Origin of the sequence: Mycobacterium sp. IS-1264 (genome assembly GCF_001954195.1) — a bacterium.
Taxonomy (GTDB): Bacteria; Actinomycetota; Actinomycetes; order Mycobacteriales; family Mycobacteriaceae; genus Mycobacterium.
The window spans coordinates 164233-184806 of sequence record NZ_MBES01000052.1 but is presented as its reverse complement, the minus strand read 5'-3'; the positions used below and the strand labels follow the sequence as shown (position 1 = coordinate 184806).

Annotated in this window: 20 protein-coding genes; 9 read left to right on the top strand and 11 right to left on the bottom strand. The window is 67.2% G+C overall.

All coding sequences use genetic code 11. The annotated features are described in order from the left end of the window. Positions 1-30 precede the first annotated feature (30 nt). Positions 31-930: a MerR family transcriptional regulator gene (locus tag A5744_RS09845; RefSeq protein ID WP_076060474.1), complete on the bottom strand. Its 900-nt coding sequence runs from the start codon at positions 928-930 to the stop codon at positions 31-33. A 40-nt stretch (positions 931-970) separates the two neighbouring features. On the opposite strand from A5744_RS09845, the gene A5744_RS09840 reads away from it, so the two are divergent. Beyond that, complete coding sequence (locus A5744_RS09840) at positions 971-2125, top strand: SRPBCC family protein (protein ID WP_076060472.1); 1155 nt, start codon at positions 971-973, stop codon at positions 2123-2125. A gap of 55 nt (positions 2126-2180) precedes the next feature. Here A5744_RS09840 and A5744_RS09835 read toward each other — a convergent pair whose 3' ends face one another. Next, complete coding sequence (locus tag A5744_RS09835) at positions 2181-3521, bottom strand: lipocalin-like domain-containing protein (RefSeq protein WP_076060673.1); 1341 nt, start codon at positions 3519-3521, stop codon at positions 2181-2183. Positions 3522-3621: 100 nt separating this feature from the next. Here A5744_RS09835 and A5744_RS09830 point away from each other — a divergent pair, with 100 nt between their 5' ends. Continuing rightward, complete coding sequence (locus A5744_RS09830; RefSeq protein WP_076060470.1) at positions 3622-5088, top strand: aldehyde dehydrogenase; 1467 nt, start codon at positions 3622-3624, stop codon at positions 5086-5088. Here the strand turns inward: A5744_RS09830 and A5744_RS09825 are convergent. The 6 genes from A5744_RS09825 to A5744_RS09800 all read right to left on the bottom strand — a co-directional run bounded on the left by A5744_RS09825 (position 5083) and on the right by A5744_RS09800 (position 9767). Next, positions 5083-5610 carry a maleylpyruvate isomerase family mycothiol-dependent enzyme gene (locus A5744_RS09825; RefSeq protein WP_076060468.1) on the bottom strand — a complete coding sequence of 176 codons (528 nt, stop codon included), beginning with the start codon at positions 5608-5610 and terminating at the stop codon, positions 5083-5085. The genes A5744_RS09830 and A5744_RS09825 overlap by 6 nt on opposite strands. Further along, complete coding sequence (locus tag A5744_RS09820; RefSeq protein ID WP_083679251.1) at positions 5603-6040, bottom strand: MaoC family dehydratase; 438 nt, start codon at positions 6038-6040, stop codon at positions 5603-5605. Before A5744_RS09820 ends, A5744_RS09825 begins: the two co-directional genes overlap by 8 nt. After that, positions 6037-6510, bottom strand: a complete 474-nt coding sequence (locus A5744_RS09815; protein ID WP_139331304.1) for a MaoC family dehydratase N-terminal domain-containing protein — start codon at positions 6508-6510, stop codon at positions 6037-6039. Before A5744_RS09815 ends, A5744_RS09820 begins: the two co-directional genes overlap by 4 nt. 70 nt (positions 6511-6580) lie before the next feature. Beyond that, a complete protein-coding gene (locus A5744_RS09810; RefSeq protein WP_076060464.1) occupies positions 6581-7006 on the bottom strand; it encodes a nuclear transport factor 2 family protein in 426 nt (141 codons plus the stop codon). Positions 7007-7070: 64 nt separating this feature from the next. Then, a complete protein-coding gene (locus A5744_RS09805; RefSeq protein WP_076060462.1) occupies positions 7071-8645 on the bottom strand; it encodes an AMP-binding protein in 1575 nt (524 codons plus the stop codon). A gap of 3 nt (positions 8646-8648) precedes the next feature. Next, positions 8649-9767, bottom strand: a complete 1119-nt coding sequence (locus A5744_RS09800) for a Rieske 2Fe-2S domain-containing protein (protein ID WP_076060461.1) — start codon at positions 9765-9767, stop codon at positions 8649-8651. Positions 9768-9908: 141 nt separating this feature from the next. On the opposite strand from A5744_RS09800, the gene A5744_RS09795 reads away from it, so the two are divergent. Continuing rightward, positions 9909-11144 carry a cytochrome P450 gene (locus tag A5744_RS09795; protein WP_076060459.1) on the top strand — a complete coding sequence of 412 codons (1236 nt, stop codon included), beginning with the start codon at positions 9909-9911 and terminating at the stop codon, positions 11142-11144. 1 nt (position 11145) lies between these two features. On the opposite strand, the gene A5744_RS09790 is transcribed toward A5744_RS09795, so the two are convergent. Then, positions 11146-11337 (bottom strand): ferredoxin, encoded by a 192-nt coding sequence (locus A5744_RS09790; protein ID WP_076060457.1) that lies wholly within the window; start codon positions 11335-11337, stop codon positions 11146-11148. A gap of 17 nt (positions 11338-11354) precedes the next feature. Further along, on the bottom strand, positions 11355-13760 hold the full coding sequence (locus A5744_RS09785; protein ID WP_139331298.1) for a CoA transferase: 2406 nt from the start codon (positions 13758-13760) through the stop codon (positions 11355-11357). Positions 13761-13812: 52 nt separating this feature from the next. On the opposite strand from A5744_RS09785, the gene A5744_RS09780 reads away from it, so the two are divergent. Continuing rightward, a complete protein-coding gene (locus tag A5744_RS09780) occupies positions 13813-14634 on the top strand; it encodes an FCD domain-containing protein (protein ID WP_076060454.1) in 822 nt (273 codons plus the stop codon). Between the two features lie 30 nt (positions 14635-14664). Continuing rightward, positions 14665-15384, top strand: coding sequence for an SDR family oxidoreductase (locus tag A5744_RS09775; RefSeq protein WP_076060452.1), 720 nt, complete (start codon positions 14665-14667; stop codon positions 15382-15384). On the opposite strand, the gene A5744_RS09770 is transcribed toward A5744_RS09775, so the two are convergent. Continuing rightward, entirely contained in the window at positions 15347-16219 is an 873-nt protein-coding gene (locus tag A5744_RS09770; protein ID WP_076060451.1) for an LLM class flavin-dependent oxidoreductase, read from the bottom strand. The genes A5744_RS09775 and A5744_RS09770 overlap by 38 nt on opposite strands. Positions 16220-16290: 71 nt before the next feature. Between A5744_RS09770 and A5744_RS09765 the strand changes: the two genes are divergently transcribed. From A5744_RS09765 to A5744_RS09750, 4 genes are read left to right on the top strand one after another with little or no spacing between them, the layout of a single operon-like run. Continuing rightward, entirely contained in the window at positions 16291-17370 is a 1080-nt protein-coding gene (locus A5744_RS09765; RefSeq protein WP_076060449.1) for an acyl-CoA dehydrogenase family protein, read from the top strand. Further along, complete coding sequence (locus A5744_RS09760; RefSeq protein WP_076060447.1) at positions 17367-18461, top strand: acyl-CoA dehydrogenase family protein; 1095 nt, start codon at positions 17367-17369, stop codon at positions 18459-18461. Before A5744_RS09765 ends, A5744_RS09760 begins: the two co-directional genes overlap by 4 nt. Then, the gene (locus A5744_RS09755; RefSeq protein WP_170874456.1) at positions 18458-19615 is read left to right on the top strand and encodes an acyl-CoA dehydrogenase family protein; all 1158 of its coding nucleotides are present in this window, start codon (positions 18458-18460) and stop codon (positions 19613-19615) included. Before A5744_RS09760 ends, A5744_RS09755 begins: the two co-directional genes overlap by 4 nt. Continuing rightward, entirely contained in the window at positions 19612-20547 is a 936-nt protein-coding gene (locus tag A5744_RS09750; protein WP_076060446.1) for an acyl-CoA dehydrogenase family protein, read from the top strand. Before A5744_RS09755 ends, A5744_RS09750 begins: the two co-directional genes overlap by 4 nt. The last annotated feature ends 27 nt before the right edge of the window (positions 20548-20574 follow it).

Here is a 20574-nt window from a genome sequence, read left to right as displayed (position 1 = left end):
GACACATTGACCACACCAGTCACATCTGTATCACATTGCAGCAACGTCGGTGCCGGGGCTGGTCGAATCCGAGGCCGGCAGGACGATGACACTGACCGCCTCCAACCCGCGCCGCACGGTCTGGATGGCGATTTCATCGATGAAGTGGGCGGCCGCCGGGTTTATCGAAGCCGCCCACGCGCGGAAGCCCTGCACGATCACCGGGTCGTGCTCCAGCAGCGGTCGCACGCCGCGCAGCGCGCCGGCCACGTCGTCGGGCAGCGGGTCGGCCACCTGCTGATCGATCCAGGCGTGCGCGAGTTCTTTTGCGGCCGTGAGGTTTTCGCCCAACGCAACGACGTCGCCGGCGAGGTTGCGCAGTCGGTCGAACAGCACCCGGCGTCCCGGCGTCGCGGCGAGCCCTTCCAACAGGGTGCTGGCCGCGGGCGGCAGCACCATCTGACCGAACAGGGCCGGTACGGGCAATTGCCATTCGTCGAACAGGTCGGCATACATCGCGGCGACGGGAGCCGACAACGGCGCGCTGAGCCGCCCGATGACGCCGATGCTGTCCCGGTGCGTGGTGGCCAGCCGGCGGAGAATCTGTTCGTTGACGGCCGCGGCGCCAGGCCCGGTGGCTTCGTCGATGGCCGCGATCAGCTGATCAAGCCGATCCCGCTGCCGCACCAACAACGCGCGGTGCTCGTCGAGCAGGCCGGCCAGTGTGGTCTGCCCACCGTCGACCAGCCGCTGAATGTCGTTGATGCTGATGCCGAGGCTCCGCATCAGGTCGATGCGCAAGAGGTCTAGGACCTGCTCGACGTCGAAGACCCGGTAGCCGTTGGAGAGGTGCTCCGCGCGCAGCAGCCCGATCTTCTCGTAGTGGCGGATGCGACCCGAGGCGATACCCGTCAAGGCCGCGACGTCGCCGATCAGCAACTGCTCAGCCACCCCTTGACCTTACAACCGTCGCAAGGTCTGTACTGGGACGATGGATCGCGACCAGCTCATCGACCTGACCCGGCGGGCCCTGAAACTGGCCCGCGACAAGACCACCGACCTCGCGCCCGGCGAGCACACGGTCGACGCGACCGACTACACGTCGCTCGAGCGACACCACCGCGACCGGGCCCTGCTGCTGGCCACTCCGCAATTGGTCGGCTACGCCTCGGAGCTTCCCGCTCCCGGCGCGTACTGCACCAAGACGGTGATGGGGCGATCGGTCCTGCTGACCAGAACATCCGACGGCACGGTCAAGGCGTTCGACAATGTCTGCCTGCACCGCCAGTCGCAGGTGGTGACGGGATGCGGCAGCGCGAAGCGGTTCACCTGCCCGTACCACGCCTGGACCTACGACAACAGCGGCAAGCTGGTCGGGCTGCCGGGCCGCGAGGGCTTCCCGGGGGTAACCGCCAAGTCCGACGGCCTGACGGAGCTTTCGGCCGACGAATTCGCCGGATTCCTTTGGGTGGCACTGGATTCCGGCGCCACCCTGGACGTGGCCGGGCACCTGGGTCCGCTGGCGGACGAACTCGACTCGTGGGGCATCGGACGGTGGTCTCCGCTGGGCGAGAAGGTCCTCGACTGCCCGATCAACTGGAAGCTGGCGGTCGACACGTTCGCGGAGAACTACCATTTCGCCACCGTCCATCAGCAGACCTTCGCCCGGATCGCGCGCAGCAATTGCACGGTGTTCGACTCGTACGGGCCGCATCACCGGTTGATCTTCCCGCTCAACACGATTCTCGAACTGGAGAACCTTCCCGAAGAGCAGTGGGACCCCTTCCACAACATGGTCGTCATCTACGCGCTGTTCCCCAACATCGTGCTGTCGGTGACGATCGCCAACGGCGAGCTGTTCCGGATCTACCCCGGCGACCGACCGGGCCGGTCGATCACCGTGCACCAGAACTCGACACCGCTGGACCTGTCCGAGGAATCCGTGGCCGCCGGCGCGCAGGCCGTGTTCGAGTACGCGCACGCCACCGTGCGCGACGAGGACTACAAGCTGGTCGAGGGGCTGCAGGCCAACCTCGAGTCGGGCGCGCGCGATCGGCTTCGGTTCGGGCGCAACGAACCTGGACTGCAGCATCGCCACATCGCCTGGGCGGATGCGCTGGCCCGCTCAGCCACGCCGAAACTGTAATTTTGCAGGGAAAGTGCGAGTAGAGGCCTGCAAAATTACAGGCTCGGCGCACAGGTTAGTCGGATAGCACCGCGACGAGGTCTTCGAAAAGGGTTGTCAGCGTATCGTTTTGGCCGGGACGCGCGCCGGCCAGGAGTTCCAGCGCCTCGCTGCGCTTTCCCGCGGCTATCAACGGCACCAGCTGATCCACGATCGCCTGCGCCTCGGGGATCGGCGGTTCGGCGTTCGCGACGGTGGTGGCCAGCACCTCGACCAGCTCCCAATCCCGGTACAGGGCCAGCGAACGCTCGTTGAACGCGAAGCCGGTCACCGATTCGCCCCGCAGGGTCCCCCTGTAGCGGTATGGGCCTTCCATGTATTCGATCGGCAGGCCGTGCGCGGGCGCCGCGACCAAAGGCTCCCCGACGAGATCCAATTTTAGTGTGGCGCAGGTGATCCGGTGCCGATCGGGCAGGTATCGGGCCCGCGCAAGGGGGCGCACCAGGGGCCGCACCGTTTCCGGCCATCGCACGTAGCTGCTGACGGTGACCTCGACGTCCTCGGCGCACTCCGGCGGCATGGCCGGGTCGGGATAGCTCGTCGTCGCGCCGGTAAACGGTTGCAGCGCATTGCCGTTGGTGCGGTCGAACTGCCGCCAGATGCTCAGGTCAACACCGTTGTCGAGATTGATGGTGCGCCATTCGTGCGACCGGGCCCGCGGGTCTCCCCCGCTTCCGCCACCGCCGGCGTATTTCGGAAACCACTGCCGGTCGACATGCCCGCCGCTGCCGGACACCTCCTCGACAACGTCGCCCCAGCGCAGGGTCCCGGTCATCGCCATTCCGGTCTGGAAGTAGGAGTACGTATCGCTTTGGCCGAAGCAGACGATCTTGCCGTTGTACGTCGACGCGCCCACCGGCGTCGGTGCCCGCGTGGGGGTTACGGCCAAATCCAGTCGCATGGGCCGGCCGCGGTGGTCCTCGCCGACCAGGCTGACCCGGTAGGTGTAGGGCAGCAATTCGCCGTCGGCGTCGCGGCAGGCGGTCCACGACGCGGTGCCCGCGCTGCAGTGATAGCTGATGTCCAGATGGCCCACCGCCATCGCAAGCTTGCGCTGCGCTCCCGGTTCCATGTTGGCCGGTGGCATGTCGTAATCCGTATACGTGCCGTAGTCGCCGGAATCCAGATCGAACAGCGCCATCGTGTAGAAGTCCGCGACGATGGTCCCCCCGGGCCGGTTCTTGTTGAAGATGGTCAGGAAGGCGAACGAGCGGTCGCTGTCGGTGGCGTCGAGCTGCCCGGCGATGAACCAGGTGTCCGATTCCTGGTCGGGGTGTTCGCCTTCGGCGGCGGGAAACTCCAACTGGCTGTCGCCGGGCACCAACCGAAACGGATAATCGCGCCAGTCGTCGCTCACGGTGTGCGCTTCCTTGCCACGGCGCAATCCTGCTTTCTTCGCTATGTTAGCGTCAATAGCGAAGTTGCGGTCGCGGTCCCATCCCCGAGGAAGTGCCCCGATGACAGAGAAATCCGACCATCGTTCCTATGACGAACTGTTCATCGGAGGGCAGTGGCGCAAGCCCGCCAACCCGCAGCAGCTCGCCGTGATCTCGCCACACTCCGAGGAGCCGGTCGGCCATGTCCAGGTGGCCGGACCCGAGGACGTCGACGTCGCCGTCGCCGCGGCGCGGCACGCGTTCGACCACGGCCCGTGGCCACGGATGAGCCACGCGGACCGGATGGCCAAAGTCGAACAGCTCGCGGCGATCTACGCCGGCCACATGGACGAGATGGCCGACCTGATCACCGACGAGATGGGGTCGCCGCGCAGCTTCAGCCGGATGGGCCAGGGGGCGGCCGCGGCGACGCTGATCCACCTCGCGCTGGCCGCCGCACGCGACTTCCCATGGGTCGAACGCCGCCAGGGCGTCCTGGGCGAAGTGCACCTGCGCCGGGCCCCGGTCGGAGTGGTCGCGGCGATCGTGCCGTGGAACGTGCCGCAATTCCTGATCATGCCCAAACTGATCCCGGCGCTGATCGCGGGTTGCGCGGTCATCGTCAAGCCGGCACCCGAAACGCCTTTGGACGCTTTGTGGTTGGCGGAGATGATCGAGCAGATCGACCTGCCCGACGGCGTGGTGTCTGTACTCCCGGGCGGCACCGACGTCGGCGAGGCGCTGGTTCGCCATCCCGGTGTGGACAAGGTCGCGTTCACCGGGTCCAGCGCCGTCGGGCGCCGCATCGCCACCCTGTGCGGCGAGCAGCTGAAGCGCTACAGCCTGGAACTGGGCGGCAAGTCGGCGGCGATCATCCTCGACGACGCGGACATCGACAAGACGGTAGCGGGCCTGAAGACCGCCGGCCTGATGAACAACGGGCAGGCGTGCGTCGCCCAGACCCGCATCCTGGTCAGCGAGAAGCGCCATGACGAGGTTGTCGACGCGCTGGCCGGCATGATGTCGGGCCTGAACGTCGGCGACCCGGCCCAGGAGTCGACGGACATCGGACCGCTTGTGGCCCAACGGCAACAACGCCGCGTCCAGGACTACATCCGGGCCGGCCAAAGCGAGGGCGCCCGCCTGGTCCTCGGCGGCGAGGACAGCCCGGCCGATCGCGGTTGGTACGTGCGGCCCACGCTGTTCGCCGACGCCACCAACGACATGCGCATCGCCCGGGAGGAGATCTTCGGCCCGGTGTTGACCGTGCTGCGCTACCGCGACGAGGACGACGCGATCCGCATCGCCAACGAGAGCGACTACGGCCTGGCCGGTTCCGTGTGGACGGCCGACATCGCGCATGGTCTCGAGGTCGCCGCGGGCGTTCGCACCGGCACTTACGGCATCAACATGTACACCCTCGACATCGGTGCGCCGTTCGGCGGTTTCAAGCAATCGGGCATCGGTCGCGAGTTCGGTCCCGAGGGCCTGCACGAGTACGTCGAGCTGCAGACGTTGGTCTGCAAAGGGCAGTTGCCACCGCTATAGCAGATTCCACAAAGGATCGCGGCCAAGCCGCGCGAGAAGCCTTGCCTGCGCGTCGCTTTCGTCGGGCACCGCGACCGGTGCGCCGAACATTCCGGGTGGGCCCAAGGCCTTGAGATCCGCGGGCAAGTCGGCGTAGAACAGCTCACACCATCCGGAGTCGAGGCGGTCGTCGGCACCCACGGCACGCGCGAGGTCCCAGGTGTGCACCAAGACGTCGCGGGAAAGGCTCGGTATCAGCTTGTACGCGACGAGTTCCGCGATCCTGCCGGAGCCGAAGGCCTTCGTCAGCGAGTCGTAGGTGAGTTGCCATCGCGCCTGCGGATCTTCGCGTGGGCGGGCGGGTTTCAGCCCGAGGGGACGAAGGACGAGCACGTCGTGAAAACCGATCACGTGCTCCAGCACTCCCCTGGCATCCCACTGCTCGCACGGGGAGCGGTGGTCCCATTTGCCATCGGCCGACCGCACCGCCTCGCCGAACCGCCGGCACACCGCCAGATGCAATTCGGCCACGCCGTCAGCCATGGGGGAACTGCACCGTGAGCTCGACCGGACAGCACAGGGCGCCATGCTGATTGGTGACCTCGATCTTGATGTCCACCAGGCAGCGCGCTGGCTCCACCGAGGTGTCCCGGCGTTTGGCCACCGCTTGGCCGCGGCCGGTGATGGTGTCTCCGGCGTAGACCGGCCTGGCAAGTCGCAGTGAGCGGCGCACCACGCGACTGCTCGGGCCCGCCCAATCGGTTGCGACGCGGTCGGCGAATCCGGCGAGGTGCATGGTGTTGACGTAAATCGTTGGGTTGCCTTGATTTTGGGCATAGTTCGGATCGAAGTGGCCCGGGAAGTAATCCCACGTTGCTCCGGCGTTCTCGACGACCCGCTGGTAGCTGATGTGGTCTACCACCTCCGGCAGCTCCACGGGAACGCTGATGTCGTTCCAGTCCAGATCGGTCACGATGCGCCGCCCGGAGTGAACCGAAACAGGGTATTGCGACACATGGCGACGACGGTCCCGTCCTGACGGCGATAGGTCTCCAGCGTTTCGACAAAATGACCGACGCCGAGTCGAGTCCGCTTTTCCGGTGACACCGACACCAGCTCCTCGACGACGGTCAGCAGATCGCCCTCGATAATCGGCTCCAAAAACTCGACGTCGTTGGCCGCGTTGATGAATGTGGTTCCGGGCAACGGCACCCTCAGCACCATCGACGCCGCCGGCGGTCTGCCGCCCGGTTCCCACGGCGGAGGTATCAGCCAGCCCATCAACAGGGCCGGCGGGGCCAGCAGGCCGCCCCACTTCCGCCGGGCGAACTCGGCATCCCAGTACGAACGATTGCCGTCGTGCACCATCGCGGCGAACAATTGGATGCGCGCGCCGCTGACGGGGGTTCTCGCGGTTCGCGGTTCGCCCGCCGCGCCGACCATGCGCAGCGCATCCTCGTAGGTGCCGAAAGTCAGCTGATAGCTGAGGTCGGAGTCCACGTATCGGTGCCGCTTACATCACCAGCGGGTGCCGGCTGGGCACCGAATCCCAAGAGAGCTCCCGGGATTCGAAATACCAGCCGCCGCGTTCGTAGATCAGGTGGTCCCGGAACATCCCGGTCGCGCGCAGCGTGGTGTCGCCGTAGTGGGCGGCGTACAGCACGGCTACACAGCGCTGAGTGGCGTGGACCCCGTCGATGCGGATCTCGTGATCGACGCTCACCAGGCGCTGGCTGTCGCCGCCGTCGAAGGCCGCGAGCAGATCGGTGAACACCTCGCCATCGCGGGTGTAGCGGCCACCGGAATGACGGAACGTCGCGACCCAGCGCTCCCGGTCGCCGTCGGAGTAGGCCCGGTTGTGCCGGGCGGTCAGGTCGAGGATGGCTGCCCGGGCAATCGCGGCGTGGAGGAACTGCTCTTGCTGATACGTCAGGGTCATTTTGGCTCTCCAGCCTCTCCGGGAAATCGCGGGGCAAATTGCATGTATGTAACGCTAACTTAATTCAACGGGCAACGATATAACCGTGCCTTTCACGATCCCAGGCGTCGGGATTCAATCCCCGAGTTCGCAAAAGGTCTTTACGTATTCGTCCGATGACGTTCTTTGGAAGTTCATCCATCGTCTCGACAAACCTCGGCACGCAGAAGTACGGCATGCGGGCGGCGCAGAAGTCCAGCAACTCCGTGTAATCCAGTGTCGCGCCGGGGCGCAGCGTCACGATCAGCAGGATGTCGTCCTCGCCCAACTCGCTGGGCACCGCGATCGCGGCGGCTTCGGCCACCGCGGGATGACGCATGACGATGGCTTCCACTTCAACCGAGGAGATATTCTCGCCGCGCCGGCGCAGCGAATCCTTGATGCGGTCCACATAGGTCAGGTTGTCGTCGGCGTCGAGCCGGCCGAGGTCACCGGTTCGGAACCACTCCTGGTGGGGTTCAACCTTCAGGCCCTCGGTCACATAGCCCTCGCTCATCACGTGCGGGTACTTGGGCCGGCAGGTGATCTCCCCGACGGCACCGGCGGGCACCGGGCTGCCGTCCTCGTCGACGATGCGCACCTCGAAGTTGGGGTTGGGCCGGCCCGACGTCCCGGGAACCCCCTCGTCGGCCACGCTCTTGACGGCGATCGGGAAGGCTTCGGTCATCCCGTACATCGTGACGATGCGGCAGCCGTAACGCTTTTCGATGGCACGGTAGGCGTTTGCGTCGATCGGTGCGGCCGAGATGAACCGCAACGGCAGCTGGGCATCGCGCGAATCGGCCGGGAGATTCTGCAGCATCGAGACCATCGCGCCGGCGCCGGCGAAGCCGATGGCGCCGCGGGCGCGGATGTCGTCCCACACCTCGCCGGGATGAAAAGCCTGCGCCAGCACGGTCGTGCCGCCGACCAGCATCGGGGCCAGCACGCTGGGCGCGGCGCTGAGGTGGAACAGCGGCATCGCGGTCCACAGCACCTCCCCGGCGCCAAATTCCCAGGCCGCGGCTGCGGTTGCCGCCACCGAGAACAGGTAATGCCACGTCGTGGCAACAGCTTTCGACGGCCCGGTGGTACCCGAGGTGTAAAACAGCGATCCCAGCTCGGCGGCGCTTGTGGTCACGTCGGGCCCACTACCACGGCCGCCCGCCGGCGCGGCACTCAGCGCATCGGTGAGTGAATCGTCTTGCACCACAACGTGAGTCACCGTGTCCAACCCGTCGGCAACCTCGTCGACACGCGGGCGTCGCTCGGGGTCGGTGAGGATCACCTTCGCCTGAGCCAACCGCAGGGTGTGCAGCAGGAAGTCGCCCTTGTTCGCGGCGTTGACCGCGGCGCTGACCGCGCCGATGCGCGCCGCACCCAGCCAGAAGTAGACCCACTCGGGGCAGGTGGCGGTGAACAGCGCCACGCATTCCCCTGGGCCAAGGCCCATTTCGGTCAGCACATGAGCGGCAGCGCAGGATCGTTGGCGCATCTGCTCGAAGGTCACGTCGACGCCGGCGATCGACATCATCACCCGGCCGGGGTACTGCTCGGCCCGGCGATCCAGCACGGCCGGCACGGTGAAACGATCGACGCCGAAATCGGAAGGCTCGAGCAAGTCTCAGGCCTTGGCAGCCGCCGGGTCGGGCTCACCCGCGGCGGTGTACCCGAAGTCGTTCGGCGAGGGTTGCGCGCCCGGGTAGAAGCGGTGCGCCCAGCGGCGCAGGGCGGCGTAGTCGTGTGCCTCCTCGGGCGCCAGGTTCGGCTTTTCCAGATACTTCATGTTTTCCCAGGTGAAGAAGTCCTGCTTGATGACTTCTTGCTGCAGGGCCAGGAATTTGGCGGCACGGCCGGTGGGCACGTCGCCGGTGTCGCCCGGCTCGCGAACGGACGCCTGCGTGTAGAAGTAGTCGGTGTAGTCCTCGTCGACCGGCGTCTGCCCGGTGACCTGGATGGTGCCGACCAAGTCGCTGGGAAACCGTACGATGCCCAGTCCCAGCGAGTAGTTGTCGTAGATGATCTTTGCGTCGACCGGCCCGTTCGGGGTCAACCAGGTCGACGCCCGCCCGCCGCCGAAATGCGCGTTGACGGTGGCGTGCAGGTGATAGCCCGATACCTCGAATGAGGCCGTCGTCGCGGGATTGGCGGCCTTGTGCACGTATTGCACGTGGTACGGGTCGGCCGCGTTCTCGATGATCATCTGCGGGTGCACTTTGACGCGATTGAGCATCTGGGTGTGCGGGTGCAGTGGGTAGTACTCGTTGGTTTCGAGTTCGGGCAGCACCGGCGGCTGCCAGTACGGCGCCCGGCCATGACGTTCGTGCCACACGACGATGAAGCCGTACCACTCCTGACTCGGGTAGGTGCGGATGCGGACGTTGTTCTTGCAGCCGATCTTGCTGTACGGGATCAGCGCGTTGGTGCCGTCGCCGCGCCAGCGCCAGCCATGCCAGGGGCAGACGATGTTCTCGCCCTCGACGGTGCCGCCGACGCCCAGGTTGGCGCCGAGATGCTGGCAATAGGCGTCCATCACATGGACCTCGCCGGACTCGGTGCGGAACAGCACCAGCTCCTCGCCGAAGTAGTGCAGCCGCTTGACTTGGCCGGCCTGCAGATCGGAGGCGAAGGCGACGATGAACCAGCCCGTCGGGAACCGGTAGGTCGACAGCGCGATGCCACCCTGTCCGAACTCCCGTTCCGACGGATCGGACTCGGTTGGGTCTGAAATCGTATGCGTCACGAGTACTCCGTATCCTGCCTGGCCAGCAGGAGCCGAGCGCTACTGGGCCGACCGCGGTTCGACGTCTGGATCTATTTTTACTATCTTAAGCATTGAACGTCAACGCGGCGCGAGGCAGGTCCGGACAGAGCGAGGTTGCAAATGACGGCTGCGGCGGTGGATCTATCCGATCTCGCCTTGTGGCGCAACGGCTTTCCGGACGAGCTGTTTACCGAGCTGCGGCGCACCAGGCCGCTTTTCCGCCACGAGCTGACGCCGGGCGTCGTCAAGACGGTTCAGCGCGATTTCTGGGTGGCCACCAAGCATCGCCACACGGTTCGCCTGCACCGGGACACCGATTCGTTCACCGCGGTCGACGGCCCGCTGATCCAGCCGGTCGGCATGTTTTCGTCGTATCCGACGATCATCAACATGGACCCGCCGGGGCTGAACAAGCGCCGCAAGCTGATCTCGCACGCGTTCAACCCGCGCGCGATCGCCAAACTCGAGGACGGCATCCGGGCGCGTGCGGCGCGGATGATCGACCACCTGCTCGCAGAGGGGGGCGGGGACTGGATCTCCGACGTCGCCGACGCGCTGCCGATGACGGTCATCGGCGACATCATCGGCATACCGGAAGAAGACCGGCCGCGGATCTTCGATTCACTGGACCGCATCCTGAAGGCCAACTCGCCAGGGGCGCGACAGAGCCGGCAGGACTATACGGATCTCTACGCCACCATCTTCGGGTATGCGATGGAGCTCACCGCGGAAAAGCGGCGCAATCCCGCCGACGACATCTGGAGCACGCTGGCTTCCGCGGTGATCACCGGCGACGACGGCGAGGAGTTCAGCTTGCCCGCCAACGAACTCGAGTTCTTCTTCTTCGTGTTGACCTTCGCCGGCAGCGACACCACCAAGAACGCTCTGGCCATCGGGCTGCAGGCGTTCGTCGCCAACCCGGAACAGGCGCAGCGGTATCGCGAGCACGAGCAACTGCGGCCCACCGCCGTCGAGGAGGTGCTGCGCTGGGCATCGCCGGTGGCGTACTGGACGCGCACCGCCAAGGTCGACGTGGAGATGGACGGTCAGCACATCCCGCGGGGCGACCGGGTGGTATCGATGCTGCGTTCGGCCAACCGCGACGAGGAGGTCTTCGCCTCGCCGTTCACCTTCGACATCGGCCGTCAGCCCAACCCGCACGTGGCTTTCGGCGGCGGCGGGGCGCACCACTGCCTCGGCGCGATGCTGGCGCGCGCGGAACTTCGCGCGGTGTTCGACGAACTGCTGCTGCGCTGCGACGACATCGAAATCGGCCCGGCCACAGTGACTTATCCGAATCTGACCACCAACATGTCGATCTATGACGAGATGGCGGTCTCGCTGACCGAGCGCTAGATCAGTCGAGCAGCCGCAGCGCGGCCTTCGGGCATTGATCGACGGCGGCGCGGACGTCGATCTCCCGCTCGGGCGGCACCGGGCCGTCCGCGATCTGCACGACGTCGGCGTCGCCCAGTTCGAATATGTCAGCCGCGATGGATTCGCAGAAGCCGTTGGCTTCACACAGGTTCTCGTCAACGGTGACGCGCATCAGATGTCCCCTTACTCCTAGAGGCCTTTGGGACGGGTCCCGATCACCCCGTCGGTGGCAAGTTTCTTTAGTTCGTCGTCGGTCAGCCCGCACCGATCGCGCAGTATCTCCCCATTGTGCTCGCCCAGCCGCGGCGGCGGACGCAGCAGCCACCTTTCCTGACCGGCCAGCGTCGCGAACGGTGGGCACGGATAGAGACCGGCCCCCGTGCTCGGATGGTCAAGTGCCTCGAAGAATCCCCGATGACGGAGTTGGAGGTTGTCGGTCACCAGCGACGGCGACACCACGGGTGCCGCCGGAATGCCGGCGCCGGCCAGCCGTTCCACCGCGGAGTCCAGGGGCTGGGCGGCGAACCACTCCGCCAGCCGTCGATCGATGTCGTCGGCTCGCTCGCGCCTGCCGGCGACGGTGCACAGGCCCTCGTCACACCACGCGGGCCGATCCATCAGCTCGACCAGGGCGCGCCACTGCCGGTCGTCTTGCACGGTGACCGCGATCCAATCGTCCGAGCCGGCGCAGCGGTAGAGGTTCTGGATCACGTCGCAGTGCCCGCGGTTGCCCCGGCGGCTCAGCGTCACCCCGAAGACCTCGGATTCGATCGCCTGTACCGCGGTGGCGTTCAACGCGGCTTCCAGCATCGGCAGCTCCACGAGCTGTCCCGTCCCGGTCCGCTCGGCGAAGTTCAGCGCGGCCAGCACGGCGAAGGCGGCATGCACGCCGGCCAGCGGGTCGCACGCTCCCCGCGGCGCCACCGGCGCAGCATCGGGGAGCCCGGTCACCCAGGCCAAGCCGGCAATCTGTTCCATGGTCGGCGCGAATCCGACCCGGTCGCGCCACGGACCGGACAGCCCGAACGCGGGCATCCGGGCGACGACGAGTTTGGGGTTGACCTCCAACAGCACCTCGGCGGTCAGCCCAAAGTGGTCCATCACGCGTGGCGAGAAGTTCTCGATCACGACATCGGCGCCGGCCGCCAGCTTCTTGAAGAGGCGGCGACCCTCATCTGAACCCAAATCCAGTGTGACCGAACGCTTATTGGTGTTCATCGCGTGGAATACCCACCCGTACTCCCACCAGTCATCCACGTCTTTGCGCATCCCGCCTGAGTAACGAATGCCGTCGGGCCGCTGTATCGACTCCACTTTGACGACGTCGGCGCCAAAGGCGGCCAGCAAATGGGTTGCGGCCGGCCCGGCCCAGAACGCGGTCAGGTCGACGATGCGAACGCCTTCGAGTGGCCGCGTCCTGGGCGCAGGCTCGGGATCGAATTCGCTTTTCCGCCAAGGTGACTCGTCGTTGTCCGCGCCGACGGCAGCGGTGGCGGCCGGTGGGGCGGGGGTGCACGCGGCCATCAGCCACGGCGCGCGGGGCTGATGGAAGCCCGCGGGGTTGCGGACGAACACCCCACGCTGCGTCACGTACTCCATGTCGCGGATGGTGGAGCCGTTGCCCAGCTCCGCGATCGGCAGCCGGAACAATTGCCCGAGTTCGACGATCTCCGCGACGGTCCGTTCGGCCAGCCACGGGTGAATCTGCTCGCGGATCAGGTCGCGGTATTCCCAACGTCCGATCTGAAAACGCAGCTGCTCGATCTCCTCGAGCCGGGGGCATTCGACCATCGCCAGGAAGTCGAGCCACTGCTGGCCGGTGACCATGGTGATCCCGACGTAGCCGTCCTTGGCCGGTTCGATCGACGGGACCTCGGTGGTGCGGCTGATGGGAGGGACCCGCAGCAGCTGCGAATGCAGCCACTCGCTGCTTTGCATCAGGGTCATCGCTTCGAGCATGGACAGGTCGAGATGCTCGCCGGGCCCGCCGCGCTCGACGCGGCGGCGCACCGCCAGCGCACCGAACGCGGCGAACACACCACCCATGTACTCGCCGAGGTCGCCGCCGATGGTGATCGGGGGCCCGGCGGGATCGCCGCGGAAGCCGGGCGAGCCGGCCCACGCTTGCAAGGTGAACTCGCTGGCGGCGCGGTCGGCGTACGGTCCGGTCCAGCCGAAGTCGGAGATGGTGACGATGACCGCCCGCGGCGAGTCGGCCAGGAGCACATCCGGATCGATCCCCAGCGCCGCGGCCCGCGCCCGGCCGGCGGTGACGATCACGACATCGGCGGCGGCCAGTTCGGCGCGATAGCGCGCCAAATCTTCGGCATCCTCGGCGATGGTCATGCTGCGTTTGCCCGCGTTGAGGTAGCTGAACAACGGCGACGTGGAGCCCTCTGGCACCCGCGAACAGGTCGCGGAATACCGGCGCAACGAATCCCCTTGCGGTGGTTCGAATTTCCGTACCTGCGCCCCGGCGTCGACCAACAACTTGCCGCAGTAGCTGCCGGCTATCCGGTCACTGATCTCGACGACACGCAGGTCGTGCAGCGGTGTCGGCCGGGCGTCGGATCCGCGACTCACCCAGCTATTTATACCATTACTGCTAAGATAGCTAAGCCAGCCAGTTGCTTGTATCGAGGATCGGATGACCGCCTTGGGAATTGGGACCGACGCAAGGCGCCGGTTGTCGGCGCCGCGGATCGCCGAAATCGTAGCCGACGAGTTGCGCCGTCAGATCATCGACGGCGAGCTCGCCGACGGCGATCTGCTGCCCCGCCAGGAGGTGCTCGTCGAACAGTTCAACGTCAGCCTGGTCTCCCTGCGCGAGGCCCTGCGCATCCTCGAGACCGAGGGACTCGTCTCGGTCCGGCGGGGCAACCGGGGCGGCGCCGTCGTGCACGCACCGGCGAAGACCAGCGCGGCCTACATGCTCGGCCTGCTCCTGCAGAGCGAGTCCGTTGCGGTCGCCGATCTGGGCATGGCGTTGCAGGAACTCGAGCCGGCCTGCGCCGCGCTGGCCGCCCAGCGGCCCGACCGGGCCGACACCTTGGTGCCGGAGCTCAAGCGAGTCAACGATTCGATGGCCGAGCACCTCGACGACGGTCGGCTTTTCACCGAAATCGGCCGGGAATTCCACGATCTCATGGTTCGCGGCTGCGGAAACCACACCATCATCGCGGTCGTCGGCAGCCTGGAGACGCTGTGGACCAGCCACGAACAGCAGTGGGCAGACGAGAGCGCCGCGCGCGGCACCTACCCGTCGCTGGCGCAGCGCCGCGCGGTTCTGGCCACCCACACCAAGCTGACGGAGACCATCGCGGAGGGTGACGTCGACCGCGCTCGCCGCATTGCGGGCCGCCACCTCGCCGACACGCAAACGTACGTGCTGTCCGGCCGGCCCGATCAACGGATCTATGCGCTTTCACCGCAGGCGTTGTCACGCCCGCGGGATATCCGGCACTCCTGAGAGGCAGCCTGCTGGGTGAGGGGCAAGTCCATGCGAACCGCAGTGGTCACCGGCGGCAGCGGCGGGATCGGCAAGGGATGCGGTCGCAAGCTGTGCGAGCTGGGTTACGACGTGGTGCTGGTGGCGCGGCGCGAGGGCCCCTTGCGCGCGGCCGCCGACGAGCTCGGTGCGCGATACGTCGCGGCCGATGCGTCCGACCCGGACGGATTTGCTTCTGCGATAAGCACATTGGAATCGATCGATCTCGTGGTCCACGCGGCCGGCACACTGGGCGGAACCTACGCGCGCAAGCAGACCTTCGAGCAGTGGCGGACGATCATTTCGGCCAACCTGGATTCGTGCTTCGTGGTCACCGCCGCGGCGCTGCCCCGGATGCGCGCGGGCTCGCGGTTCGTGTTCATTTCGTCGTCGGCGGCGCACGAACCGATGATGGCCCGCACCGCCTACTCCGCGTCCAAAGCCGGCATGAACGCGTTCGCTCGCGCGTTGGCGCTCGAGGTCGACCGCGACGGCATCGCCGTGCACATCGTCACGCCCGGCCCGGTGGAAACCGAGATGCTGCAGGATGTTCCCTTCGAGATGTACGCAATTCGGGTGTCGGACGTGGCGGATGCGGTCGCGTGGCTGGACGCCGTCGACCCGTCGGTGGACCTGCCGGAGATACGGCTTTCCGCCGTGCAGCGGGGCCCGTATGCCCGCCCGCCGGTGGTGCCTACCGAAGCGCGGCGCCGGCGTCAGGGAACGCCTTGATCACCGATTCGCCGAACTCCCGCAGCGAATCGGGCTTAGCGAAATCGGCGAACCACACATAGAACCGCTCGACGCCCTGGCCGGCCAGACCGCCGAAGTGCCGGATCAGCTCGTCGGCATCGCCGCATACCAGGCCCGACCCCAGGTTGCCGAATCGTCGGGTGCTCACCTCGCGGACGGCGTTCGGATCGTCGCCCGACCTGGCGAACCCGATCATCTGCTGAACCGAGACCCGCGCGGATCCCGTTTGCGAGGCGAGCTTCGGCAGCCGGTCGATGCGATCCGCCTGCAGATTCCACCAATCCGCATAGTTACGAACGAGTTCCATCATGCGCGGTCCGCTGCCGCCCAGGACCAGCGGTATCGGATGGTTCCGTTTGGGTAGCTGAACGGGGCCGCCCTCGTCGGCGCCGTCGCCCCAGTACTGCCGGATCAGGGCCAGGTGACGCCCGAGTTGCGCAACGCGGGCCACCGGATCCTGTTGGCCCACTTCGAATCTGGTGAATTCCGCCGGCCAAGATCCTGCGCCCAAGCCGAGGTCGAATCTCCCTTCGGAAGCGTTCGACAGGGTCACGGCTTGCTTGGCGAGCACGGCGGGATGCCGGAAGGCGTCGCACAGCACCAGGTGACCGATCCGCAGCCGCTGCGTCTTGGCCGCCACCCACGTCGCAATCGCCATTGCCTCCCAAATGCTTTCGTTGGGCAATCCGGGTGCTTCCAGATGATCGATGAAGGCGATTCCGTCGAAGCCGCTGGCCTCGGCGTGCAGCGCCCGATCGGCGATGTCGGCCGCGGACAACCGCACCTGCGGCAGGAACAGATACCACTCGACCATGCACCCACCTAATGCTCGCGCCGATTGCAACAGCGTCGCTAGTTTACTATTTTTATTATGTTAGGGGTCTTATGGATGTCGGTCTGACTTCGGAGCAGCTGTCGCTGCGCGACACTGTGCGCGACATCCTGCGCGCCGAGTGTCCCCCCGACGCCGCCCGCCAAGCGATGACCGACCCCGAACGCTGGCGCGCCATCTGGAAGACGGTGGTCGACCTCGGCTGGACGGAACTTGCCGCACCCTCAGAAGAAGGGGCTCGCGGCGATTACGGGCCCGTGGAGTTGGCGGTGGTTCTCGAGGAGTGCGGCGCCGCGATCGCGCCGATCCCGATGCTGAGCAGCGTCGGCCTGGCCGCGGGTGCGTTGCGCGCCGGTGGCCTCGACGCGGCACTGGCCGACATCGCCGGCGGCGTCGTCGCCACCCTGGCGGTGCAGTGCCCCGGCCGCCGCCTGCCCGGGGCCCCGGTGACCCTGCGGGACGGGCGCCTACGCGGGCGGGCCGTCGCGGTGCCCAACCTGTCCCGGTCGGAGCTGATCGTCACGCTGGCCCGATCCGATGACGGCGTCCTGGTGGCTGTGGCCTGCTGCGGCGACGGGGTGACGCCGGTGCCGCCGGGCGAATCGACCGACCCCGCCCAACCGGTGGCCGACGTGGAGATCGACGTCGAGCCGTTGGCGACCGCACCGGTCGGCGTCGGGTCGGCGCTGACGGCGCCGTTGGTAGCCGCCGCGGCCGACCTGGTCGGCGTTGCGAGCGCCGCCCTGCATCGATCCGTCGAGCACGCCAAGGCGCGCCGTCAGTTCGGTACCCCGATCGGGGCCTTCCAGGGGATCAAACACGCGCTGGCCGATAACTACGTCGGCCTGGAACGCGCCCGCAGCCTCACGTATGCGGCGGCGGCCCGCCTCGGCGATCCCAGCGCCATGCCCGCGGACGCGTGGACCGCGGCGGCCCTGGCCAAGGCGGCGGCCGGCGACGCGGCGGCCAATTGCGCGCGCACCGCGGTGCAGGTGCACGGCGCGCTGGCGCAGACCTGGGAACACGACATCCACCTCTATGTCCGGCGCGCGTGGCAAGGCGCCGCACTGCTCGGCGACAGTCGCGCGCTCTACCACGCGGTGGGCCGCCGCTTCGCGGGAGGCGCGGCGTGAGCGCCGTCGTGCAGGAATTCGCCGCCTGGCTGACGAAATTCCTGCCGAACGACTACTACGAGAACTATCGCCGATACCGCTGGGACCTCCCGCTGCGGCGCGACTATCAACGGGCCGCGTTCGAGGCCGGATGGATACAACCGACGTGGCCCCGCGAACACGGCGGTCGATCGCTGGGCCTGCGCGACGCCATGGAAGTGCGGCTCGAAGGGGCGATGCGCTCGGCGCCCAAGCTGCCCAACATCGCCGGCCCCAACGTCGCAGCGCCCGGCATTCGTCAGTTCGGCACACCCGCGCAGATCGACCGCCTGCTGGTGCCCCTGCTGCGCGGCGAAGAATGGTGGGCGCTGGGCATGTCCGAGCCCGAAGCCGGGTCGGATTTCGCCGGCTTGCGCACCCGCGCCGCGCGCGACGGAGACGTGTTCCGGATCAACGGTCACAAGATCTGGACCACCCAGGCGCACGAGTCGCGGTGGTGCACGCTGTACGCCCGCACCGATCCGGACGCACCGAAACACCGCGGCATCTCGTGCCTGATCCTCGACCTGCACTCGCCCGGGGTGCGGATCGAACCCATCCGGATGGCGTCGATCTCCGACGAGACGTTCTGCGAGGTCTTCCTCGACGACGTCGAGGTGCCCGCGGAAAACCTGCTGGGGCCACTGCACGGCGGTTGGAACGTCGCGCTGGCCTCGCTGCAGCACGAGCGCCGGATGATCTGGGTGATGAACTGGGTCGAGATCAAGCGAGGTCTCGACTCGGTGCGGGGCACCCACGACGACGATCTATACGCCGAGCTCGGCTCGCTGCTCGCCGATGCCGAAGCCCTGCGAGCCACCGGCTACCGCTCGCTCGGCAACGAATTGGCCGGACGACCCAGCCCCGAAGCCGACATCATGAAACTGCTCGGATCGGTTACTTTGCAACGTGTTTGGGAGCTCGGCGCCGCCGCGGCGGGTCCGAGCTCGGCGGGAGACCCGGATCTGCTCTTCGAACGCCAGGATGCGCTGGCGGCAACAATCTACGGCGGAACGTCGGAGGTCCAGCGCAACATCATCGCCGAGCGGGTGCTCGGGCTGCCGAAGGGATGAGCACGATGGACTACGACCTCGGCGACGATGCCGGCCAACTGCGAAACCATTTGCGGGAGCTGATAGCCAATCACATTCCCGCCGACTTCCTGGGCGCCTGCACCGACGATCCCCGCGACCTGGCGACCACCGAGACATTCTGCAAGCTGCTCGCCTCCGAGGGGCTGCTGGCCCTGGCCTGGCCGAAAGAGCATGGGGGCGGCGGTGGTTCGGTGTGGCAGCAGACGGTGCTGCGCGAGGAAATGTGGGCCCAACACGAGCCCCGCGGTCCGCAGTACATGGGGATCAACTGGGTGGGCCCGGCGCTGATGCGCTACGGCACCGCCGAACAAAAGGCCAAGCACCTGGCGGCCATCGCCTCCGGCGACGTCATCTGGTGCCAAGGCTTTTCCGAACCCGAAGCCGGAACCGACCTCGCGTCGTTGCGTACCCGCGCGGTGCCGGATGGTGACGGATGGCGCATCACCGGCCAGAAGGTGTGGACGTCGTATGCGCTGATGGCGTCCTGGTGCGTGCTGGCGGCGTGCACCGACCCCGACGCCCCAAAACCCAAGCGGCTCACCCTGTTTCTGATCCCGATGGACCGGCCCGGTTTCACCGTCCGGCCGATTCCCTCGATGCTCGGACCGCACCACCTCAACGAGATGTTCCTCGACGATGTGCCGGCGTACACCGGTGACGTGCTCGGCGAGATCGGCGACGGGTGGCGGGTGATGCGCGAGGCGCTCGCATTCGAGCGGGTGGGCATCGCGCGGTACGCCCGCTGTGAATCGCTGCTCGATCGGATGCGCACCGAGCTCGGCGACGACTGGAATGCGTTGCCCGAATCGATTCGCGCCCGCTGGGTGCGGGCGTTGGTGGACCTTCGGGTCGCCCGGCTGCTGGCCTATCGGGCGGTGTCGCTGCAGGACGATACCGCGGCGGGCGCGGCCGCCAGCGCCGCTCGGATCGTCACCACGACGTGCGATCAGCAAGTGGCCGAGCTGCTGTTCGATGTGCTGGGGCCGACCGCGCTGGACAGCGGCGCCTCGGCGCCGTTGCACGGAGCGATCGAAGACCATTGGCGTTACGCACAGGCGGCCACCGTGGCATCGGGCACCATCGAGGTGCAGAAAATGTTGGTGGCCCGTGACGTGTTGGGAGAGCACCGGTGAAAACCGACCTGCCACAAGATATCAGCGACTTCGCCGACGTTGCCACCAAGCGGCTCACTCGGTTCGGCGGGCCGCCGGCGGCGCTGCGCGCCGAGACAGATGACGAGGTTCGGCGGTCGGCGCGCGCGGCCCTGAGCGAGGTCGGCGCGTTCGAGCTCGACGTCCGCTCGGCGGCCGACGATCTGCTGGCCGCCGCGGTGCTCTGCCAGGCCGCCGGCGCGACGGCGCTCCCCTATCCGCTCGTCGAAGAGCTGCTGACAATCGACGGCGCCCGCCTGGCCCTGGTGAATCCGGACGCGCCGCGCATCGATCACGGCGATCTGCCCGGCGACTGGATCGCCGCGGACCTGGACGGCAACCGCTACCACCCGCAGCCCGGGTCGCGGACGAACGCGAAACTCGGGCCGTTTCTGGTGCCGGCCACTCTGAGCGCACCCGATGGAACCGTGCCGGTCGCCGACGTTAATCTTCATCTCGTGCTGGGATCATGGCGGATTCTGGGATCGGTGCAGCAGTCGCTGCGGATCGTCACCGAACATGTGCGAGCCCGAATCCAGTTCGGCAAGCCGCTGGCCGATTTCCAGGCGGTCCGGTTCGCCGTCGCCGACGCCGCAGTCGCGGTGCGCGGGCTCCATGAGCTCGCCAAATACACCATCTCCCGCCCGGAATCGGTAGCGCCGCAAGCCCGTTCGGCCGACGCGCTCGTCCTTCGGCTCAAGGCATCCGACACCGCGCGGCAGGTGCTGCGCACTTCCCATCAACTGCTCGGCGCGTTGGGCTTTTGCGACGAGTCCGACGTCAGCGTGCTCGACCGGCACACCCAGCCACTGATCCGATTGCCGCTGAGCACCGAACAGCTGGCGCTGCGGCTGATACCCGGTGTGCCGGACGGTTCGCTGGAGACGCTGTTCAGCGGTCCGGTATCGGCATGAGCCGCGCCGGCGACGATGCAGAGCGCA